Annotated in this window: 13 protein-coding genes and 1 pseudogene; 13 read left to right on the forward strand and 1 reads right to left on the reverse strand. The window is 60.9% G+C overall.

Annotated features, from left to right (window positions below; genetic code table 11):
• Positions 1-58 precede the first annotated feature (58 nt).
• The 6 genes and pseudogenes from ACYZTZ_RS21545 (at position 59) to ACYZTZ_RS21570 (ending at position 7,656) form a co-directional block, all read left to right on the forward strand.
• Positions 59-2,623: a TonB-dependent receptor gene (locus ACYZTZ_RS21545; RefSeq protein WP_461999652.1), complete on the forward strand. Its 2,565-nt coding sequence runs from the start codon at positions 59-61 to the stop codon at positions 2,621-2,623.
• 113 nt (positions 2,624-2,736) lie between these two features.
• Positions 2,737-3,345 carry a biliverdin-producing heme oxygenase gene (locus ACYZTZ_RS21550; protein WP_461999653.1) on the forward strand — a complete coding sequence of 203 codons (609 nt, stop codon included), beginning with the start codon at positions 2,737-2,739 and terminating at the stop codon, positions 3,343-3,345.
• Between the two features lie 164 nt (positions 3,346-3,509).
• The gene (locus ACYZTZ_RS21555; protein ID WP_461999654.1) at positions 3,510-3,905 is read left to right on the forward strand and encodes a YbaN family protein; all 396 of its coding nucleotides are present in this window, start codon (positions 3,510-3,512) and stop codon (positions 3,903-3,905) included.
• 451 nt (positions 3,906-4,356) lie between these two features.
• Positions 4,357-5,364 (forward strand): annotated as a pseudogene (locus ACYZTZ_RS21560) (methyl-accepting chemotaxis protein); the annotation flags it as partial.
• 102 nt (positions 5,365-5,466) lie between these two features.
• The gene (locus ACYZTZ_RS21565) at positions 5,467-6,222 is read left to right on the forward strand and encodes a methyl-accepting chemotaxis protein (RefSeq protein ID WP_462000694.1); all 756 of its coding nucleotides are present in this window, start codon (positions 5,467-5,469) and stop codon (positions 6,220-6,222) included.
• A gap of 90 nt (positions 6,223-6,312) precedes the next feature.
• Complete coding sequence (locus tag ACYZTZ_RS21570; protein WP_461999655.1) at positions 6,313-7,656, forward strand: CoA transferase; 1,344 nt, start codon at positions 6,313-6,315, stop codon at positions 7,654-7,656.
• A 187-nt stretch (positions 7,657-7,843) separates the two neighbouring features.
• On the opposite strand, the gene ACYZTZ_RS21575 is transcribed toward ACYZTZ_RS21570, so the two are convergent.
• Positions 7,844-8,707 (reverse strand): DNA-3-methyladenine glycosylase family protein, encoded by an 864-nt coding sequence (locus ACYZTZ_RS21575; protein WP_461999656.1) that lies wholly within the window; start codon positions 8,705-8,707, stop codon positions 7,844-7,846.
• A 179-nt stretch (positions 8,708-8,886) separates the two neighbouring features.
• On the opposite strand from ACYZTZ_RS21575, the gene ACYZTZ_RS21580 reads away from it, so the two are divergent.
• From ACYZTZ_RS21580 to ACYZTZ_RS21610, 7 genes are all read left to right on the forward strand, one after another.
• The gene (locus tag ACYZTZ_RS21580) at positions 8,887-9,252 is read left to right on the forward strand and encodes a DUF5064 family protein (RefSeq protein WP_056745460.1); all 366 of its coding nucleotides are present in this window, start codon (positions 8,887-8,889) and stop codon (positions 9,250-9,252) included.
• 258 nt (positions 9,253-9,510) lie between these two features.
• The gene (locus ACYZTZ_RS21585; protein ID WP_008155836.1) at positions 9,511-11,019 is read left to right on the forward strand and encodes a sigma-54-dependent transcriptional regulator; all 1,509 of its coding nucleotides are present in this window, start codon (positions 9,511-9,513) and stop codon (positions 11,017-11,019) included.
• Between the two features lie 464 nt (positions 11,020-11,483).
• Positions 11,484-11,867 (forward strand): glycine cleavage system protein GcvH, encoded by a 384-nt coding sequence (gcvH, locus tag ACYZTZ_RS21590; protein WP_008027813.1) that lies wholly within the window; start codon positions 11,484-11,486, stop codon positions 11,865-11,867.
• An 11-nt stretch (positions 11,868-11,878) separates the two neighbouring features.
• Positions 11,879-14,731 (forward strand): aminomethyl-transferring glycine dehydrogenase, encoded by a 2,853-nt coding sequence (gene gcvP, locus ACYZTZ_RS21595; RefSeq protein WP_461999657.1) that lies wholly within the window; start codon positions 11,879-11,881, stop codon positions 14,729-14,731.
• A 204-nt stretch (positions 14,732-14,935) separates the two neighbouring features.
• Complete coding sequence (locus ACYZTZ_RS21600) at positions 14,936-16,312, forward strand: L-serine ammonia-lyase (protein ID WP_149628458.1); 1,377 nt, start codon at positions 14,936-14,938, stop codon at positions 16,310-16,312.
• A gap of 38 nt (positions 16,313-16,350) precedes the next feature.
• Entirely contained in the window at positions 16,351-17,475 is a 1,125-nt protein-coding gene (gene gcvT / locus ACYZTZ_RS21605) for a glycine cleavage system aminomethyltransferase GcvT (RefSeq protein ID WP_461999658.1), read from the forward strand.
• Positions 17,476-17,878: 403 nt separating this feature from the next.
• Positions 17,879-18,091: a cold-shock protein gene (locus ACYZTZ_RS21610; protein WP_003175786.1), complete on the forward strand. Its 213-nt coding sequence runs from the start codon at positions 17,879-17,881 to the stop codon at positions 18,089-18,091.
• Positions 18,092-18,154 lie beyond the last annotated feature (63 nt).

The following is an 18,154-nucleotide window of genomic DNA, read 5'->3' on the forward strand; positions in this document are numbered from 1 at the left end:
CGCATCTACTGATTCGGATCAGCACCTATAAAGATTCGTGCGACACGGAGCGCTATCGATGTCCTCTCGCCTTACCCGCCAACCTTCTTCACCTTCTCGCGTGCTGTCGCTGCTGACTGCCGCCATCCTGATGGCCGGCAGCGCGCAGCTCTGCGCCGCCACCGCTGCCGAGCAACCGACCCGCAACATGGGCGATTACGCGTTCGCCATCCCTCAGCAGTCGCTGGTCTCGGCACTCAATGCCTTTACCGCCGTGACGGGATGGCAGGTCGGCTTGCCGGCAGAATTGGCTGAAGGCGTAGCCTCGCCGGGCGTACGGGGTTCGTTGCCGCCGGAAAAAGCCCTCGATCGCCTGTTGGTGGGGACCAACCTGAGCTATCGCAAACTGAGCACCCACAACATCGTGCTGGAGAAGCGCAGCAACAGCAACGCGCTCAACCTGGACCAGGTGACCATCAGCGCCACCCGCCAGGAACAGGACGTGAACAGCGTGCCGAGCACCGTCACCGTCCACACCCGCGAAGAACTGGACCGCAACAACGTCAATAACATCAAGGATCTGGTGCGCTACGAGCCCGGTGTTTCGGTGGGCGGCGCCGGTCAACGCGCCGGTCTCACGGGCTACAACATCCGCGGCATCGACGGCGACCGCGTACTGACGCAGATCGACGGTGTGCAGGTGCCCGACAGTTTCTTCAACGGCCCTTACGCCCAGACCAACCGCAACTACGTCGACCCCGAGATCGTCAAGCGCGTCGAGATTCTGCGCGGCCCGGCATCCGTGCTTTACGGCAGCAACGCCATCGGCGGCGCGGTCAGCTACTACACGCTGGACCCGGACGACATCATCAAACCGGGCAAGGATGTCGGTGCACGCCTGAAAACCGGCTACAGCTCGGCCGACGACAGCTGGTTGACCTCCGGCACGGTGGCCGGTCGCACCGGCGACTTCGACGGCCTGTTGCACTTGAGTCAGCGCAATGGTCATGAAACAGAGTCCTACGGCGAAACCGGCGGCACCGGCCTGAACCGCACCGAGGCCAATCCCGAGGACGTGCGCACCACCAACGTGCTGGCCAAACTGGGCTGGGACTACGCCGACGACGCGCGCTTCGGCCTGACTTACGAGCACTACAAGGATGACCGCGACACCAACCAACTGAGCGCAGTGGGCGGCCCGTTCAACGCAGGACGCGGTTTCGGCTTCTATAAATCCCGTACCGGCAACGACACCGTCACCCGCGAACGCTTCGGTCTGGAACACAGCTTCGGCCTGGACAGCGTCCTGGCTGACAACATCAAGTGGACGCTGAATTACCAGATCGCCAAGACCGACCAGAGCACCGAAGAAATCTACGCGCCGTCGCGCACGGTGCTGCGCAACCGCGATACCACCTACAAGGATCGCCAATGGGTGTTCGATGCCCAGGCTGACAAGTCGTTTGCCATCGCCGACACCGACCACCGTGTCACCTACGGCACGACCATCAAACAGGACAAAGTCACCGGCCTGCGCACCGGTAGCGGCACCTGCCTGACCGTGGCCGGCGCTTGCCGGGTCATCGGTGCCGCCAGCGCCGCCGATACCCTGAAACCCGCCAGCGACTTCCCGGATCCGACCATCAACAGCTACAGCCTGTTCGCCCAGGATCAGATCAGCTGGGGCAACTGGACCTTCCTGCCCGGCGCACGCTACGACTACACCGAACTCAAGCCGCACATCACCGACGAATTCCTGGTCACCGCCGACCAAAGCGGCAACGGCGTGGTGAGTGACAAGACGAAGACCTGGCATCGTCTGTCGCCAAAATTCGGCACCACCTATAGCTTCAACGACCACTACACCTGGTATGGCCAGTACGCCGAAGGCTTCCGTACGCCGACCGCCAAGGCACTGTACGGTCGCTTTGAAAACCTGGCCGGCGGCTATCAGGTCGCACCGAATCCCGACCTGGAACCGGAAAAGAGCAAGAGCTATGAAACCGGCCTGCGCGGCCAGTTCGAGGCAGGCACTTTCGATGTGGCGGTGTTCTACAACAAATACCGCGACTTCATCGACGAGAACGCCATCACGCCCGGCTACACCGAGACCACCTTCCAGAGCAACAACATCGCGCACGCCACCATCAAGGGCCTGGAGCTCAAGGGTCGCCTGAACCTCGACAGCTTCGGCGCCCCGACCGGTCTCTACACCCAAGGTTCGGTGGCCTACCTGTATGGCCGAAACGATGACAGCGGCCAGCCGCTGAACAGCATCAACCCGCTGACAGGTGTGTTCGGCCTGGGTTACGACCAGGACAACTACGGCGCCCTGTTGAGCTGGACACTGGTCAAGCGCAAGACTCGCGTCGACAGCACCAGCTTCAAAACCCCTGACGGCACCAGCACCCAGTTCAAAACCCCGGGCTATGGCGTGCTCGACCTGGCCGGTTTCTACAAGGTGACCGACGACGTAACCGTCAACGCCGGCTTGTACAACCTGACCAACAAGAAGTACTGGCAGTGGGATGACGTGCGCGGTTACGACAGCGTCGGCGAAGCCTCGGTCACTCAACCGGCCAACCTCGACCGCCTGACCCAACCCGGTCGCAACTTCGCGATCAATCTGGTCTGGGATATCTGACCCTGCCACCTCCCTGCGCTGCTTGATAGAAGTGGCGCAGTGAGGTTTTTTTACTGTCAGGCGCCTGCTTATCCGTCTCGTTACCAAGCGCCTCTTTTTCTCAAGGACTTCTCATGACCGCTCAGGACACTGCTCAACGCCCAGCTCTGCGTTCGCAACGTTTGAACCAGATCACAAACGAGCCTCATACCAAGCTGGATGCCTTGGTCAAAGCCCACGCACCGTTCGAAACCCAGGCCAACTTCGCGCGTTTCGTGGTGGCTCAGTATTTGTTTCAGTCGGAGCTGGTGTCGCTGTACAACGATGCCGAATTGACCGCCATCGTCCCTGACCTGCCAGCTCGCTGCCGTGCTGAAGCAGCCAAGGCGGATCTGGCGGACCTGGAAACCGAAGTTCCGGCACCCGTCGCCGGAGCGGTGAAGAATCCAACCAAAGCCGAGGCGCTAGGTTGGCTGTTCGTGTCGGAAGGTTCGAAACTCGGCGCTGCGTTCCTGATCAAGCGTGCTGTCGGTCTCGGATTGAGCGAAACCTTTGGTGCCCGGCATCTCGGTGAACCGGCCGGTGGCCGCGCTGAAGGCTGGAAGAGCTTCGTCAAAACCCTCGACGGGCTGGAACTCAACGCACAAGAAGAAGCCGAGTTGGATAAAGGCGCTATCGACGCGTTCAACCGCTTCACCGTATTACTGGAACAGGCCTACGCCACCACCCCCGAACTCGCCTGAAGAAACACATCCCCCCTGTGGGAGTGAGCCTGCTCGCGATGACGGAGTGTCAGTCGACATCATTGCCGCCTGACCCACCGCTATCGCGAGCAGGCTCACTCCTACAAGGGACCGAGTGTGCCTGCACGATCCCGATAAAGCTTTAGTCGCGCAACTTGAGCCCAATGCCTCACCTTTCCTCCTCAAAACTCTCCCGTCTGCTGTTTGGCCTGCTCGCCTACATCAGCCTGGGCATCGGCCTGATCGCCATCGTCGTACCCGGCCTGCCGACCACCGAGTTCATCCTGCTGGCCGCCTGGGCCGCGACTAAAAGTTCGCCGCGCCTTAGCGCCTGGCTGGAAAACCATCGGCTGTTCGGTTCCATCCTGCGCAACTGGCGCAACGGCAAAATCATCGCCCGCCGAGCCAAGGTCAGCGCCACCGTCAGCATGCTGCTGTGCGCCGGGTTGATGCTGGTGATGCTCGATCATGGCTGGCCGATCTTTTTGGCGATTGCCGGCATGAGCCTGGGCAATCTGTGGATCTGGTCGCGGCCGGAATCGTTGCCGACAATTTCCTGAATTTCTGTCCTTTTCAGGGCATTTTCCTGCGCAAACGTTCACCTGCTACCGTTCGTCGGCTTCGCGTTCATGCAACCTCTGCCCACGCCGATGTGCATTAAATGGCGCTGAATGGACTTGGCGAACCGGGTCGATCCCGACTCACAGCCAACACCTCATCCATTCGCGAGTTCGTCCTATGTTCGACTCTCTCTCCATCCGCCTGAAAATCGTCCTGCTGTCCGGTCTGTGCCTGCTGGGCGTGGTCGTCCTGATCGTCGGCATGAACATCTACCAAACCGATCAGAACGATGAACTGGTCAGCGCCTCCAGCAGCAAGATGCTCACCGCCAGCGTGCAGAACCTGCTTCAGGCCAAGGCCGCCGAGCAAGCAGTGCGGGTGCAGAAGACCTTCGGCGAAAACCTGCTGGTGGTGACCGCCCTGGCCGATCAGATCAAGGACATGCGCAACATGGCGACCAAGCGCTCCCTTGACGCCGGCGCCCTGCGTGAGGAGTTGAACCAGAGCCTGAAAACCGCCTTCGAGCGCAACAGCAAAGTGCTCGGCATCTGGCTGGCATTCGAGCCCAATGGCCTCGACGGCAAGGACAGCGAGTTCGCCAACGATGCGGCTCGCCAGTCCAACGAAGCCGGTCGTTTCGCCAGCTACTGGAGCCGTGCCGGCGGTGTCGGAATCAACACGATCATGGTCGAAGACGACATGACCAAAACCACCTTGAGCCTCAGCGGCACACCCTATAACAGCTGGTACACCTGCCCTCGCGACAGCAAGCGCACCTGCCTGCTCGATCCGTATGCCGACACCGTCGCCGGCAAGGAAATGCTGATGACCACCATTTCCGTACCTCTGCTGGTGGATGGCAAATCCATCGGCGTGGTCGGTGTGGACATTGCCCTCGACGCCCTGCAAGCAGCGGCGGTCGATTCCCAACGCGATCTGTTCAACAGCGCCGGCCACATGCTGATCGTCTCCGGCAGCGGCGTACTCGCCGGTTACAGCGTGGACGCGAGCAAGGTCGGCAAAAGCATCGGCGACACCCTGGGCGCAGACGGCAAGGACGTTCTGCAATTGCTCAGCGGTGGGACGCCGAAAATTCTCGAACAGGGCGACCTGATCCGCGCGGTGTACCCGGTCAGTCCGATTGCCGAGTCCAAGGCCTGGGGCGTGGTGATCGACCTGCCGAAACAAGTGTTGCTGGCCGACTCGGTCAAGTTGCAAGCCGTACTCGATGACGCCCAGCAAAGCGGCACGATCAAAGCCGTTTTGGTCGCGGTGATTGCCGGCCTGGTCGGACTGTTGTTGATCTGGCTCACGGCGTCCGGTGTGACCCGGCCGATCAACAGCGTGGCCGAGATGCTCAAGGCGATTGCCAGCGGCGACGGCGACCTGACGCAGCGTCTGCACTACAGCAAGAAAGACGAACTGGGCGAACTGGTGAGCTGGTTCAATCGCTTCCTCGATAAGCTGCAACCGACCATTGCGCAGATCAAACAAAGCATCACCGATGCCCGCGGAACGGCCGACCAGTCTTCGGAAATCGCCCGCCAGACCAGCGAAGGCATGCAGGTGCAGTTCCGCGAAATCGACCAGGTCGCCACTGCGTCCAACGAAATGAGCGCCACCGCCCACGACGTCGCCAACAGTGCCTCGAATGCGGCGAACGCGGCCAAGGGTGCCGACCAGTCGGCTCGCGACGGCATGCAGATCATTGAACGCAGCACCCGCGACATCAATCAACTGGCCGACGAAGTCAGTAAGGCAGTGACCGAAGTCGAAGCACTGGCGGTCAACAGCGAGCAGATTGGCTCGGTGCTGGAAGTGATCCGCAGCATCGCCGAACAAACCAACCTGCTGGCGCTCAATGCGGCGATTGAAGCGGCCCGTGCCGGCGAGAGCGGTCGCGGGTTTGCGGTGGTCGCCGATGAAGTGCGCAACCTGGCCAAACGTACGCAAGATTCGGTGGAAGAAATCCGTATCGTCATCGAGCGCATCCAGACTGGTACTCGCGGCGTGGTAGCCACGATGCATTCGAGCCAGACCCAGGCCCACAGCAACGCCGGGCAGATCCAGCAAGCGGTGCAGGCCTTGAGCAAAATCAGCGACGCGGTGACGGTCATCAGCGACATGAACCTGCAAATCGCCAGCGCCGCCGAACAGCAAAGCGCGGTGGCCGAAGAGGTCAACCGCAACGTCTCGGCGATCCGCACCGTCACCGAAACCCTGACCGGCCAGGCCACCGAATCGGCGCAAATCTGCAGCCATCTCAACTCGTTGACCACCCACCAGATGAAATTGATGGATCAGTTTCGGGTGTAACCCTCAAAAGATCGTCCGAAGGCTCGGGCCGCGTTCGGACGATCTTTTGATCTTTTGATCTATGCTGCCCTCTCTCCCGGAGGGCCTTCGATGACTGATTTACTCACGTCCATTCAAGCCGCACTCGGCTTGCCTCACACCCAGGTCAAGTTCACGTCGAGCGGCGCCCTGCCCTCGGCGTTTGCCGTCACCGACCTGGCATGCGCCAGCATTGCCGCTGCCGGCCAGGCTGTCAGCGAATGGCTGCAGCAACAAACCGGTCGCTTACCCAGCCTTGAGGTCGACCGCCGCCTGGCCTCTTTCTGGTTCGCCACTTCGATCCGCCCGGTCGGCTGGAGCGTCCCGCCGCTGTGGGATCCGGTCGCCGGTGACTACGCCACAAAGGATGGCTGGATCCGCCTGCACACCAACGCGCCCCATCACCGCGCCGCTGCCGAAAAAGTGCTCGGTGCCTGTGCCGACCGTGCAGCGATGGCGAGCAAGGTTGCTCAATGGGCCAAAAGCGATCTGGAGCAGGCCGTGGTCGATGCCGGTGGCTGCGCCGCCGAGATGCGTAGCTGGGCACAATGGCAGGCGCACCCTCAAGGTCAGGCTGTGAACGCCGAGCCGCTGATTCAATTTGCTGAAAACAACCGTCAGAACGCGAAACCGTGGCAAGGCTCGGTGGCGCAACCGCTGGCCGGAATCAAGGTGCTGGATTTGACTCGAGTGCTCGCCGGCCCCATCGCCAGCCGTTTCCTGGCAGGCCTCGGCGCCGACGTTTTGCGCATCGACCCACCGACCTGGAACGAACCCGGTGTGGTGCCGGAAGTCACCTTGGGCAAACGCTGCACACGCCTGGACCTGCACGACAAGACTGATCGCTCCGTGTTCGAAAGCCTGCTCAAGGACGCTGACATTCTGCTCCACGGCTACCGCGCCGACGCACTGGAACGCCTCGGTTACGGTGTCGCCGAACGCCAGAAACTGGCGCCCGGCCTGATCGACGTCAGCCTCAATGCTTACGGTTGGAGCGGCCCGTGGCAGAACCGCCGCGGCTTCGACAGCCTGGTGCAAATGAGCAGCGGAATCGCCGACGCCGGTATGCAATGGAAGCGCGCGGACAAGCCGACGCCATTGCCCTTGCAAGCGCTCGATCACGCCACCGGGTATTTGATGGCGGCCAGTGCAATTCGATTGTTGGGGCGTAGTGGATCGGCGCGGTTGTCATTGGCGCGTACGGCGAAGTTGCTGATTGAAAATGGTGCGGGAACAGATGAACCGTTGCGGGCGGAGGATGACAACGATCAAGGTCTGTTGGTTGAGCAGACGCCCTGGGGACCGGCGCATCGACTTCATGTGCCACTGAAGATTACGGGGACGCCGTTGCAGTGGGCGATTCCGGCTTCTGAATTGGGGGCGCATCGTCCGCAGTGGATCCACCCCTCACCCTAACCCTCTCCCCAGGGGGTAGAGGGGACTGACCGAGTTGTTCTTGGAGGTACATCGACCTGAGAAATCGAGTCGAACTCAGGTTTGAAAAGCATGAAGATCGGCTCCCTTTCCCCCTCTCCCTCTGGGGCGGTCCGACGTTTCGGGAGGGCTGGGGTGAGGGGTCGATTTCAAGCCGATCCCATCCCCATCAATCACTCCGAGTCAAAGAAGTCCAAATCACCTGCGCCGCATAGCCTCGATAAGGCCGCCAGACTTCAGCGCGCTGCAACAACTGCCGAGCCGTCACCGCCTCACCTTCTAGCGCTGCCAACGCATTGATCAACCCCACATCCCCGCTCGGAAACGCATCCAGATCGCGCAACTGCCGCAAGGCAATGTATTGCGCCGTCCAGTCACCAATCCCGTGCAACGCCAGCAGCCGCGCAACGCTGCCCTCCCGATCCGGCTCAAACAGTAAAGGATCATCGAGCAACGCCTGAGCCACACCCGACAGGGTTCGACCACGGCTTTTCGGCATCCCCAACGTTGCCAAATCCACTGATGCCAAAGCGGCAGCCTGAGGAAACACATGGGTCACGCCGGTCAACGCCGGAGCCAGCGGCTCGCCATACTGCGCCACCAGTTTCCCCGCCAGTTTAATCGCCGCGCCCACGCTGATCTGCTGCCCCAACACCGCACGAATCGCCAACTCCAGACCATCCCACGCCCCCGGCACCCGCAACCCCGCACGCTCGGCAATCAACCGCGCCATCAAGGGATCAACCGCCAGTTGCCGATGAATCGATGCCAGGTCCGCATCCAGATCAAACATCCGCCGCAGCCGCGCGATGATCTCTGGCACCGCCGCTGAATCAGGAAAATCCAGCGTCACTTCAAGTGCATCCGTCGCTGCGGGCTTGATCGAAAACATGCCATGAACACCGTTCAACCCGATGCTGCGCGAGTAAACGCCGTCAACCACCGCTTCCATTCCAACTATCGCCCGCGCCGACAAAAACCCCAGCATCGCCGACCAGTCATAGGGAGTTTGATACTCCAGCAGCACCTTCATATCGCCTCCGATTTACGCTAACCAAGATGAACCACGTTCGCCCGACAGACTGGAGAAGTCGCGGTGATCGGTCCACTCTCGGACACGGCGACACCCGGATAAGCTATCAATAAAAGAAACTCCGAGGGCAGGCCTGAGGTCTGCCCTGATTCAATGCCTTTTTGAAGGAGAAACGCTAAATGGCTATGTTCGAACCCGGTCACCTGCACATCGAGCGCCACGCGCTGAACAAGGAAGATTACAGTTACAGCCTGAGCATCGACTATGCAGTCACCCAGGACCCCAAGGAAGGCGAAGGCATGCTGTTCAAGATGCATGGCACGGTTGGGGACAAGGAGCTGAAGGAAGAATTCTTCCTGCCCAAGGATCAGGCGTTCGACTTCGCCCGGCATGCCACGCGCATCGCGCAGAAGTACGGGATGCCCAAAGAGGCCAGTATCGGCTCGATACACAAGGAGTACGACGCCATGTTTGAAGATGTGCGGGCGCAGCTCCACGTCAAATCCGGTGATCCGGTCAAACCTGAGCACTTGGATCGAATCTGAAGCCCCTCACCCTAACCCTCTCCCCAAGGGGCGAGGGGACTGACCGAGTTGCTCTTTCGATGTACATCGACCTGAAAGTCCAAGTTGGACTCCGGCTTTGAAAGCGACAAATATCTGCCCCCTTTCCCCTCTCCCCACTGGGGAGAGGGCTGGGGTGAGGGGTCGATCTTCCAGCCAACTCCCTTCTCAAGATTTCACCCCAGCCCTCCTCCAAGGCATACTTGCCACCCTCCGCACTCCAGAACCCAAAAACGCCCCATGCGTATCCACGTCAGCTTCATCGACCGCGTCGGCATTACCCAGGAAGTCCTGGCCCTGCTCGGTGGGCGCAATCTCAATCTGGATGCAGTGGAAATGGTTCCGCCCAACGTCTACATCGACGCCCCGACCCTGAGCCCGGAAGTCCTCGAAGAGCTGCGCGATGCGTTGTTCAGCGTGCGCGGTGTGCAAGCGGTGACGGTGGTCGACATTCTTCCCGGTCAGCGTCGGCATCTGCAACTTGATGCGTTGCTCGCAGCCATGACCGACCCGGTCCTGGCGCTGGACAGTGCCGGCAAGGTGCTGCTGGCCAACCCGGCACTGATCGCCTTGTACGGTCGTGAGCCTGACGGCGAAAGCATCGCCGACCTGTTCGCCGACCCGGCACTGCTCGAAGCCCTGCTGGAAAACGGCTTCCGCCTGCCGCTGCGGGAAGTCACCGTCAACGGCCAGACGTTGCTGCTGGACGCCACACCGATTACCGACGCCGGCGCCCTGCTTACCCTGTATCAACCCAACCGCATCGGCGAGCGCCTATCGGCGCTGCACCACGACCATGCCGAAGGTTTCGATGCGCTGCTCGGCGAGTCCCCGGCGATTCGGACTCTCAAGGCCCGCGCCCAGCGCGTTGCGGCCCTCGATGCACCGTTGCTGATCCAGGGCGAAACCGGCACCGGTAAAGAGCTGGTGGCGCGCGCCTGCCACGCCATCAGCGCTCGGTACAGTTCGCCATTTTTGGCGCTGAACTGCGCGGCATTGCCGGAGAACCTCGCCGAAAGCGAACTGTTCGGCTACGCCCCCGGCGCCTTCACCGGCGCGCAACGAGGCGGCAAACCGGGGCTGATGGAACTGGCCAACCAGGGCACGGTGTTTCTCGATGAGATCGGCGAGATGTCGCCGTATTTGCAGGCAAAATTGCTGCGATTCTTGAACGATGGCAGCTTCCGCCGGGTGGGCGGGGATCGTGAGGTGAAGGTCAATGTGCGGATCCTCAGCGCCACGCACCGCGATCTGGAAAAAATGGTCAGCGAAGGTTCGTTCCGCGAAGACCTCTTCTATCGCCTCAACGTCCTGAACGTCGAAGTCCCGCCCCTGCGCGAACGCGGCCAGGACATCCTGCTGCTGGCCCGCTACTTCATGCAGCAAGCCTGCGCGCAGATCCAGCGCCCGGTCTGTCGCCTGGCGCCCGGCACTTATCCGGCCCTGCTGGGCAATCGCTGGCCGGGCAACGTGCGGCAATTGCAGAACGTGATCTTCCGCGCCGCTGCGATTTGCGAAAGCAGCCTGGTCGATATTGGCGACCTTGATATCGCAGGCACCTCCGTGGCGCGTCAGAGTGACAGCGACGTCGATAGCCTCGAACAGGCGATGGAAGAGTTCGAAAAAACCCTGCTGGAAAAACTCTACGTCAGCTATCCCTCGACCCGCCAACTGGCCAGCCGCCTACAAACCTCCCACACGGCGATTGCCCATCGGTTGCGCAAGTACGGGATTCCTAACAAGCCGTAAGGCTATTGATTGAATGCCGCCTCCCGGCCAACACAAATCCACTGTGGGAGCGAGACCGGCTTGCCGGCGATGAGGCAGTGTCAGTCGACATCTATGTTGAATATCAGGCCGCTTTCGCGAGCAGGCTCGCTCCCACAGGTTTTGTGTCCCGCCTAAAAAATCACTTCTAAAAGCGACCTCCATCTGTACTGAAAGCGCTACAGCGGAACGATATCGCTACACCCCCTCCCGATCACCGCTGTGCAAGGCTTTGATCCACTTAGGCTTTTTTCTCCGCCTTGGGCTGTAGCGATTTCGCTACAGCCAGCAAATCCTTACATCTCGAGAATACATATAAGCTATTGATTTTTAACAATAAAAAAACATTGGCCGCGATTTTGCTTAGTAACCGCTTATAAAGCAGGGCTTTTGCCCAAGCATTCAATCGCGTCCACCAGACGAGTCTGGCCCCCTTAGGAGTTTCCATGAGCGAGTTGCGTTTTACTGAAGATCACGAATGGCTGCGTACCGAAGCTGACGGCAGCGTCACAGTCGGCATCACCGCTTTCGCACAGAACGCCCTGGGCGACGTGGTTTTCGTACAACTGCCTGAGCTGCAGTCCTACGACAAAGGCGCTGAAGCCGCCACCGTGGAATCGGTAAAAGCCGCGAGCGGCGTGTACATGCCGCTGGACGGTGAAGTGCTGGAAGTTAACCCGGCGCTGGACAGCAGCCCTGAACTGGTCAACGAAGATCCGCTGGGCGAAGGCTGGTTCTTCCGCTTCCAGCCAACCGATGCATCGGCTGTCGCCAAACTGCTGGATCAAGACGCCTACGACCGTCTGATCAAAGCCAACGCCGAAGCCTGAGGAGCGCTGACATGACTCAAGTAAATCTCACCACTGCCAACGAATTCATCGCCCGCCACATCGGCCCGCGCGCCGGCGACGAGCAAGCCATGCTCAACAGCCTGGGTTTCGACTCGCTGGAAGCCCTGAGCGCCAGCGTCATCCCCGACAGCATCAAGGGCACCAGCGTCCTCGGTCTGGAAGACGGCCTGAGTGAAGCCGACGCCCTGGCCTTGATCAAGTCCATCGCCGGCAAAAACCAGCTGTTCAAGACCTACATCGGCCAGGGCTACTACGGCACCCACACGCCGTCGCCGATCCTGCGCAACCTGCTGGAAAACCCGGCCTGGTACACCGCCTACACCCCGTACCAACCGGAAATTTCCCAGGGCCGTCTCGAAGCGCTGCTGAATTTCCAGACCCTGATCAGCGACCTCACCGGCCTGCCGATCGCCAACGCCTCGCTGCTGGATGAAGCCACCGCCGCGGCCGAAGCGATGACCTTCTGCAAACGCCTGAGCAAGAACAAGGGCAGCCACGCGTTCTTCGCCTCGGTGCATTGCCACCCGCAAACCCTCGACGTGTTGCGCACTCGTGCCGAGCCGTTGGGCATCGACGTGGTGGTCGGCGACGAACTTGAACTGACTGACGTGACGCCATTCTTCGGCGCCCTGCTGCAATACCCGGCGAGCAACGGTGACGTGTTCGATTACCGCGAACTGACCGAACGCTTCCACGCCGCCAACGCGCTGGTGGCGGTCGCCGCCGACCTGCTGGCCCTGACCGTGCTCACCCCGCCGGGCGAATTCGGCGCCGACGTGGCCATCGGCAGCGCGCAACGTTTCGGCGTGCCGCTGGGCTTCGGTGGCCCGCACGCGGCGTATTTCTCCACCAAGGATGCGTTCAAGCGTGACATGCCGGGCCGTCTGGTCGGCGTCTCCGTGGACCGTTTCGGCAAGCCGGCCCTGCGCCTGGCGATGCAGACCCGCGAGCAACACATCCGCCGCGAGAAGGCCACCAGCAACATCTGCACCGCGCAGGTCTTGCTGGCCAACATCGCCAGCATGTACGCCGTGTACCACGGCCCGAAAGGCCTGACGCAGATCGCCAATCGCGTGCATCACCTGACCGCGATTCTGGCTACAGGCTTGAGCGCATTGGGCCTGAAGGTCGAGCAAGAAAACTTCTTCGACACGCTGACCCTGAACACCGGCGCCAACACCGCCAAGCTGCACGACCAGGCGCGCACCCAGCAGATCAACCTGCGCGTGGTCGATGCTGAACGTCTGGGCCTGTCCCTCGACGAAACCACCTCGCAAGCCGACGTGGAAACCCTGTGGGCGCTGCTGGCCGACGGCCAAACCCTGCCGGACTTCGCCGCCCTCGCCGCTTCAGTGGTCAGCACGATCCCGGCCGCCCTGCTGCGCCAATCGCCAATCCTCAGCCACCCGGTGTTCAACCGTTATCACTCGGAAACCGAGCTGATGCGCTACCTGCGCAAACTGGCGGACAAGGACCTGGCACTGGATCGCACCATGATCCCGCTGGGCTCCTGCACCATGAAACTCAACGCCGCCAGCGAAATGATCCCGGTGACCTGGGCCGAATTCGGTGCCCTGCACCCGTTCGCCCCGGCCGCGCAAAGCGCCGGTTACCAGCAGCTGACCGACGAACTGGAAGCGATGCTCTGCGCCGCCACCGGGTACGACGCGATCTCCCTGCAACCGAACGCCGGTTCGCAGGGTGAATACGCCGGCCTCTTGGCGATTCGCGCCTATCACCAGAGCCGTGGCGAAGACCGTCGCGACATCTGCCTGATCCCCTCGTCCGCCCACGGCACTAACCCGGCCACCGCCAACATGGCCGGCATGCGCGTGGTGGTGACCGCCTGCGATGCCCGCGGCAACGTCGACATCGAAGACCTGCGCGCCAAGGCCATCGAGCACCGCGAGCACCTCGCGGCATTGATGATCACCTACCCGTCGACCCACGGCGTGTTCGAAGAAGGCATCCGCGAAATCTGCGGCATCATTCATGACCACGGCGGCCAGGTGTACATCGACGGCGCCAACATGAACGCGATGGTCGGCCTCTGCGCCCCGGGCAAGTTCGGCGGCGACGTATCGCACCTGAACCTGCACAAAACCTTCTGCATCCCGCACGGCGGTGGCGGCCCGGGCGTCGGCCCGATTGGCGTCAAGTCGCACCTGACGCCGTTCCTGCCGGGTCACGGCACCATGGAGCGCAAGGAAGGCGCGGTCTGCGCGGCACCGTTCGGCAGCGCGAGCATTTTGCCGATCACCTGGATGTACATTCGGATGATGGGTGGCGCCGGCCTCAAGCGTGCTTCGCAACTGGCGATCCTCAACGCCAACTACATTTCCCGTCGCCTCGAAGAGCATTACCCGGTGCTGTACACCGGCAGCAACGGCCTGGTGGCGCACGAATGCATCCTCGATCTGCGTCCGCTGAAAGACAGCAGCGGCATCAGCGTCGATGACGTTGCCAAGCGCCTGATCGACTTCGGTTTCCACGCCCCGACCATGTCGTTCCCGGTCGCCGGCACGCTGATGATCGAACCGACCGAAAGCGAATCCAAGGAAGAACTGGACCGTTTCTGCGACGCCATGATCCGCATCCGCGAAGAAATCCGCGCGGTGGAAAACGGCACCCTGGACAAGGACGACAACCCGCTGAAAAACGCCCCGCACACCGCGGCGGAAATCGTCGGCGAGTGGACGCATCCGTACAGCCGTGAGCAAGCGGTGTATCCGGTTGCGTCGCTGATCGAAGGCAAGTACTGGCCACCGGTCGGTCGCGTCGACAACGTGTTTGGCGACCGCAACCTGATCTGCGCCTGCCCGTCGATCGAAAGCTACGCTTAAACCAATGGGGGGGCGGGTTTACTCGCCTCACTCAAGAACACCGCATACCCCCTTGTGGGAGCGAGCCTGCTCGCGAAAGCAGTGTGTCAGGCAACATTGATGGCGACTGATCCACCGCTTTCGCGAGCAGGCTCGCTCCCACAGGGGATCTGCGCCTAGCACCAGATTCCGTGAATTCCTATAACAAGAAACCGGAGAACAACCATGTCTTTAAGCGTGTTCGACCTGTTCAAGATTGGCATCGGCCCCTCCAGTTCCCACACCGTCGGCCCGATGCGTGCTGCGGCACGTTTCGCTGAAGGTCTGCGTCGTGAAGGGCTGCTGGCCGCGACCACCTGCGTCAAAGTCGAGCTCTACGGATCTCTCGGCGCCACCGGTAAAGGCCACGGCAGCGACAAGGCTGTGTTGCTGGGCCTGGAAGGTGAACACCCAGACACCGTGAACACCGAAACCGTCGCCGCCCGTCTGCAAGAGATTCGTGGCAACGGTCGCTTGAACCTGCTCGGCGAACACAGCATTGCGTTCAATGAGAAAGAACATTTGGCGATGATCCGCAAACCGTTGGCCTATCACCCCAACGGCATGATCTTTCGCGCCTTCGATGCCGCAGGCATACAAATCCGCAGCCGCGAGTACTACTCGGTCGGCGGTGGTTTTGTGGTCGATGAAGACGCCGCCGGCGCTGACCGTATCGTCGAAGACGCCACGCCACTGACCTTCCCGTTCAAAAGCGCCAAGGACCTGCTCGGTCACTGCGCCACCTATGGTCTGTCGATCAGCCAGGTGATGCTGACCAACGAAAGTGCCTGGCGCCCGGAAGCGGAAACTCGCGCCGGTCTGCTGAAAATCTGGCAAGTGATGCAGGACTGCGTCGCTGCCGGTTGCCGTAACGAAGGCATCCTGCCCGGTGGTTTGAAGGTCAAACGTCGGGCGGCAGCCCTGCATCGGCAACTGTGCAAGAACCCGGAATCGTCCCTGCGCGATCCGCTGTCGGTGCTGGACTGGGTCAACCTCTACGCCTTGGCGGTCAACGAAGAAAACGCCAACGGCGGGCGCGTGGTGACGGCGCCTACCAACGGTGCGGCAGGGATCGTCCCCGCTGTTTTGCATTACTACATGCGCTTCATCCCCGGCGCCAACGAAGACGGCGTCGTGCGTTTTCTGCTGACCGCGGCCGCGATCGGCATTCTCTATAAAGAAAACGCCTCGATCTCCGGCGCAGAAGTCGGCTGTCAGGGTGAGGTTGGCGTGGCTTGCTCCATGGCCGCCGGTGCCCTGTGCGAAGTCCTCGGCGGCACCGTGCAGCAAGTGGAAAACGCCGCCGAAATCGGCATGGAACACAACCTCGGCCTGACCTGTGACCCGATTGGCGGGCTGGTGCAAGTGCCTTGCATCGAGCGCAACGCCATGGGCTCGGTGAAAGCCATCAACGCGGTACGCATGGCCTTGCGCGGCGACGGTCAGCACTTCGTCTCCCTCGACAAAGTCATCCGCACCATGCGCCAGACCGGCGCCGACATGAAAAGCAAATACAAGGAAACCGCCCGTGGCGGTTTGGCGGTCAACATTATCGAGTGCTGATGCTCACGCGCATTTGCACACTTTTTCAGGAGCTGAATATGTCCACCGAACAATTGTCGAAAACCCCGCTGCACGCACTGCACATCGAACTCGGCGCCCGCATGGTGCCGTTTGCCGGCTACGACATGCCGGTGCAATACCCGTTGGGCGTGATGAAAGAACACCAGCACACCCGCGATCAGGCCGGGCTGTTCGATGTCTCGCACATGGGCCAGATCCGCTTGACCGGCGCCAATGCCGCCAAGGCGCTGGAAACCCTGGTGCCAGTCGACATCATCGACCTGCCAGTGGGCACGCAGCGCTACGCGATGTTCACCAACGAGACCGGCGGCATCCTCGACGACCTGATGGTCGCCAACCTGGGTAACGACGAACTGTTCCTGGTGGTCAACGCCGCCTGCAAGGACCAGGACTTGGCGCATCTGCGCAAACACATCGGCGACCAGTGCACCATCGAGCCGTTGTTTGAAGAACGCGCTCTGCTGGCGCTGCAAGGTCCGGCCGCCGTTACCGTGCTCGCGCGCCTGGCGCCTGAAGTGGCGAAGATGACCTTCATGCAGTTCGCCCGCGTAAAACTGCTGGGTGTGGACTGCTTTGTCAGCCGTTCGGGCTACACCGGTGAAGACGGTTACGAAATTTCCGTGCCGGCCGCCAACACCGAAGCCCTGGCTCGCGCCCTGCTGGCCGAACCTGAAGTGGCGGCCATCGGCCTTGGCGCTCGCGACTCCCTGCGCCTGGAAGCCGGTCTGTGCCTCTACGGCCACGACATGAACACCGAGACCACCCCGATCGAAGCGAGCCTGCTGTGGGCTATCTCCAAGCCTCGTCGCGCTGATGGCGCACGTGCTGGCGGCTTCCCTGGCGCTGAAACCGTGTTTGGACAGCAACAAGCCGGTGTCAGCCGCAAACGCGTTGGCCTGCTGCCTCAGGAACGCACGCCAGTGCGCGAAGGTGCAGAGATCGTCAATGAAGCAGGCGACATCATTGGTGCGGTTTGCAGCGGTGGCTTCGGTCCGACCCTGGGCGGCCCTTTGGCGATGGGTTACGTCGACAGTGCTTATATCGCTCTCGATACGCCGGTATGGGCGATTGTTCGTGGGAAAAAGGTGCCTTTGCTTGTAAGCAAAATGCCATTTGTTCCACAACGCTACTACCGCGGCTGATTGACTGTTTCTATAAGTAACGCGGTTGCGTTAACAGCGCACTAATGTGTAACGCAACCGCCATAAAACAGTGCATCACTTTACCTGCAAGCTTCGTTTATGAACTTTGCTTATAACGATCGAAAACAATTGAACAAGACGATTGCATAAGCCAACACTAGTTGCGGCATAAACGCCCCGGCGCGAGCAAATCCGGGCCCTCCACAGGGCTTGTTTTTTCTCCCGTAGTTGGCGTAGAGTTTGTTCACTGTGTTTGCATGGGTCGCTTGGGATCGTGACCTGGGCAGTAGCCTACAAGTTAGCTACATCCCGTTCGACGTCTTCTTACTCTCCTGCAACCAGCCCCAGTACTCTTTCACAAGAAGGAGGCTGTCATTAATTTTTGCGTCAAAGGAAATAAGAAATGTCCCAACGTCAGAGCGGTACCGTCAAGTGGTTTAACGACGAGAAAGGTTTTGGTTTTATCACTCCAGAAAGCGGTCCGGATCTGTTCGTGCATTTCCGCGCTATTCAGGGCAACGGCTTCAAGAGCCTGAAAGAAGGCCAGAAAGTGACTTTCGTTGCTGTGCAAGGCCAGAAAGGCATGCAGGCTGACGAAGTACAAGCAGAAGCCTAACCTTCTGTAACGAAAAAGCCCCTGATGCTGACATCAGGGGCTTTTTTGTGCGCGTAAATCCGT

This window comes from Pseudomonas sp. LB3P58 (assembly GCF_054897895.1).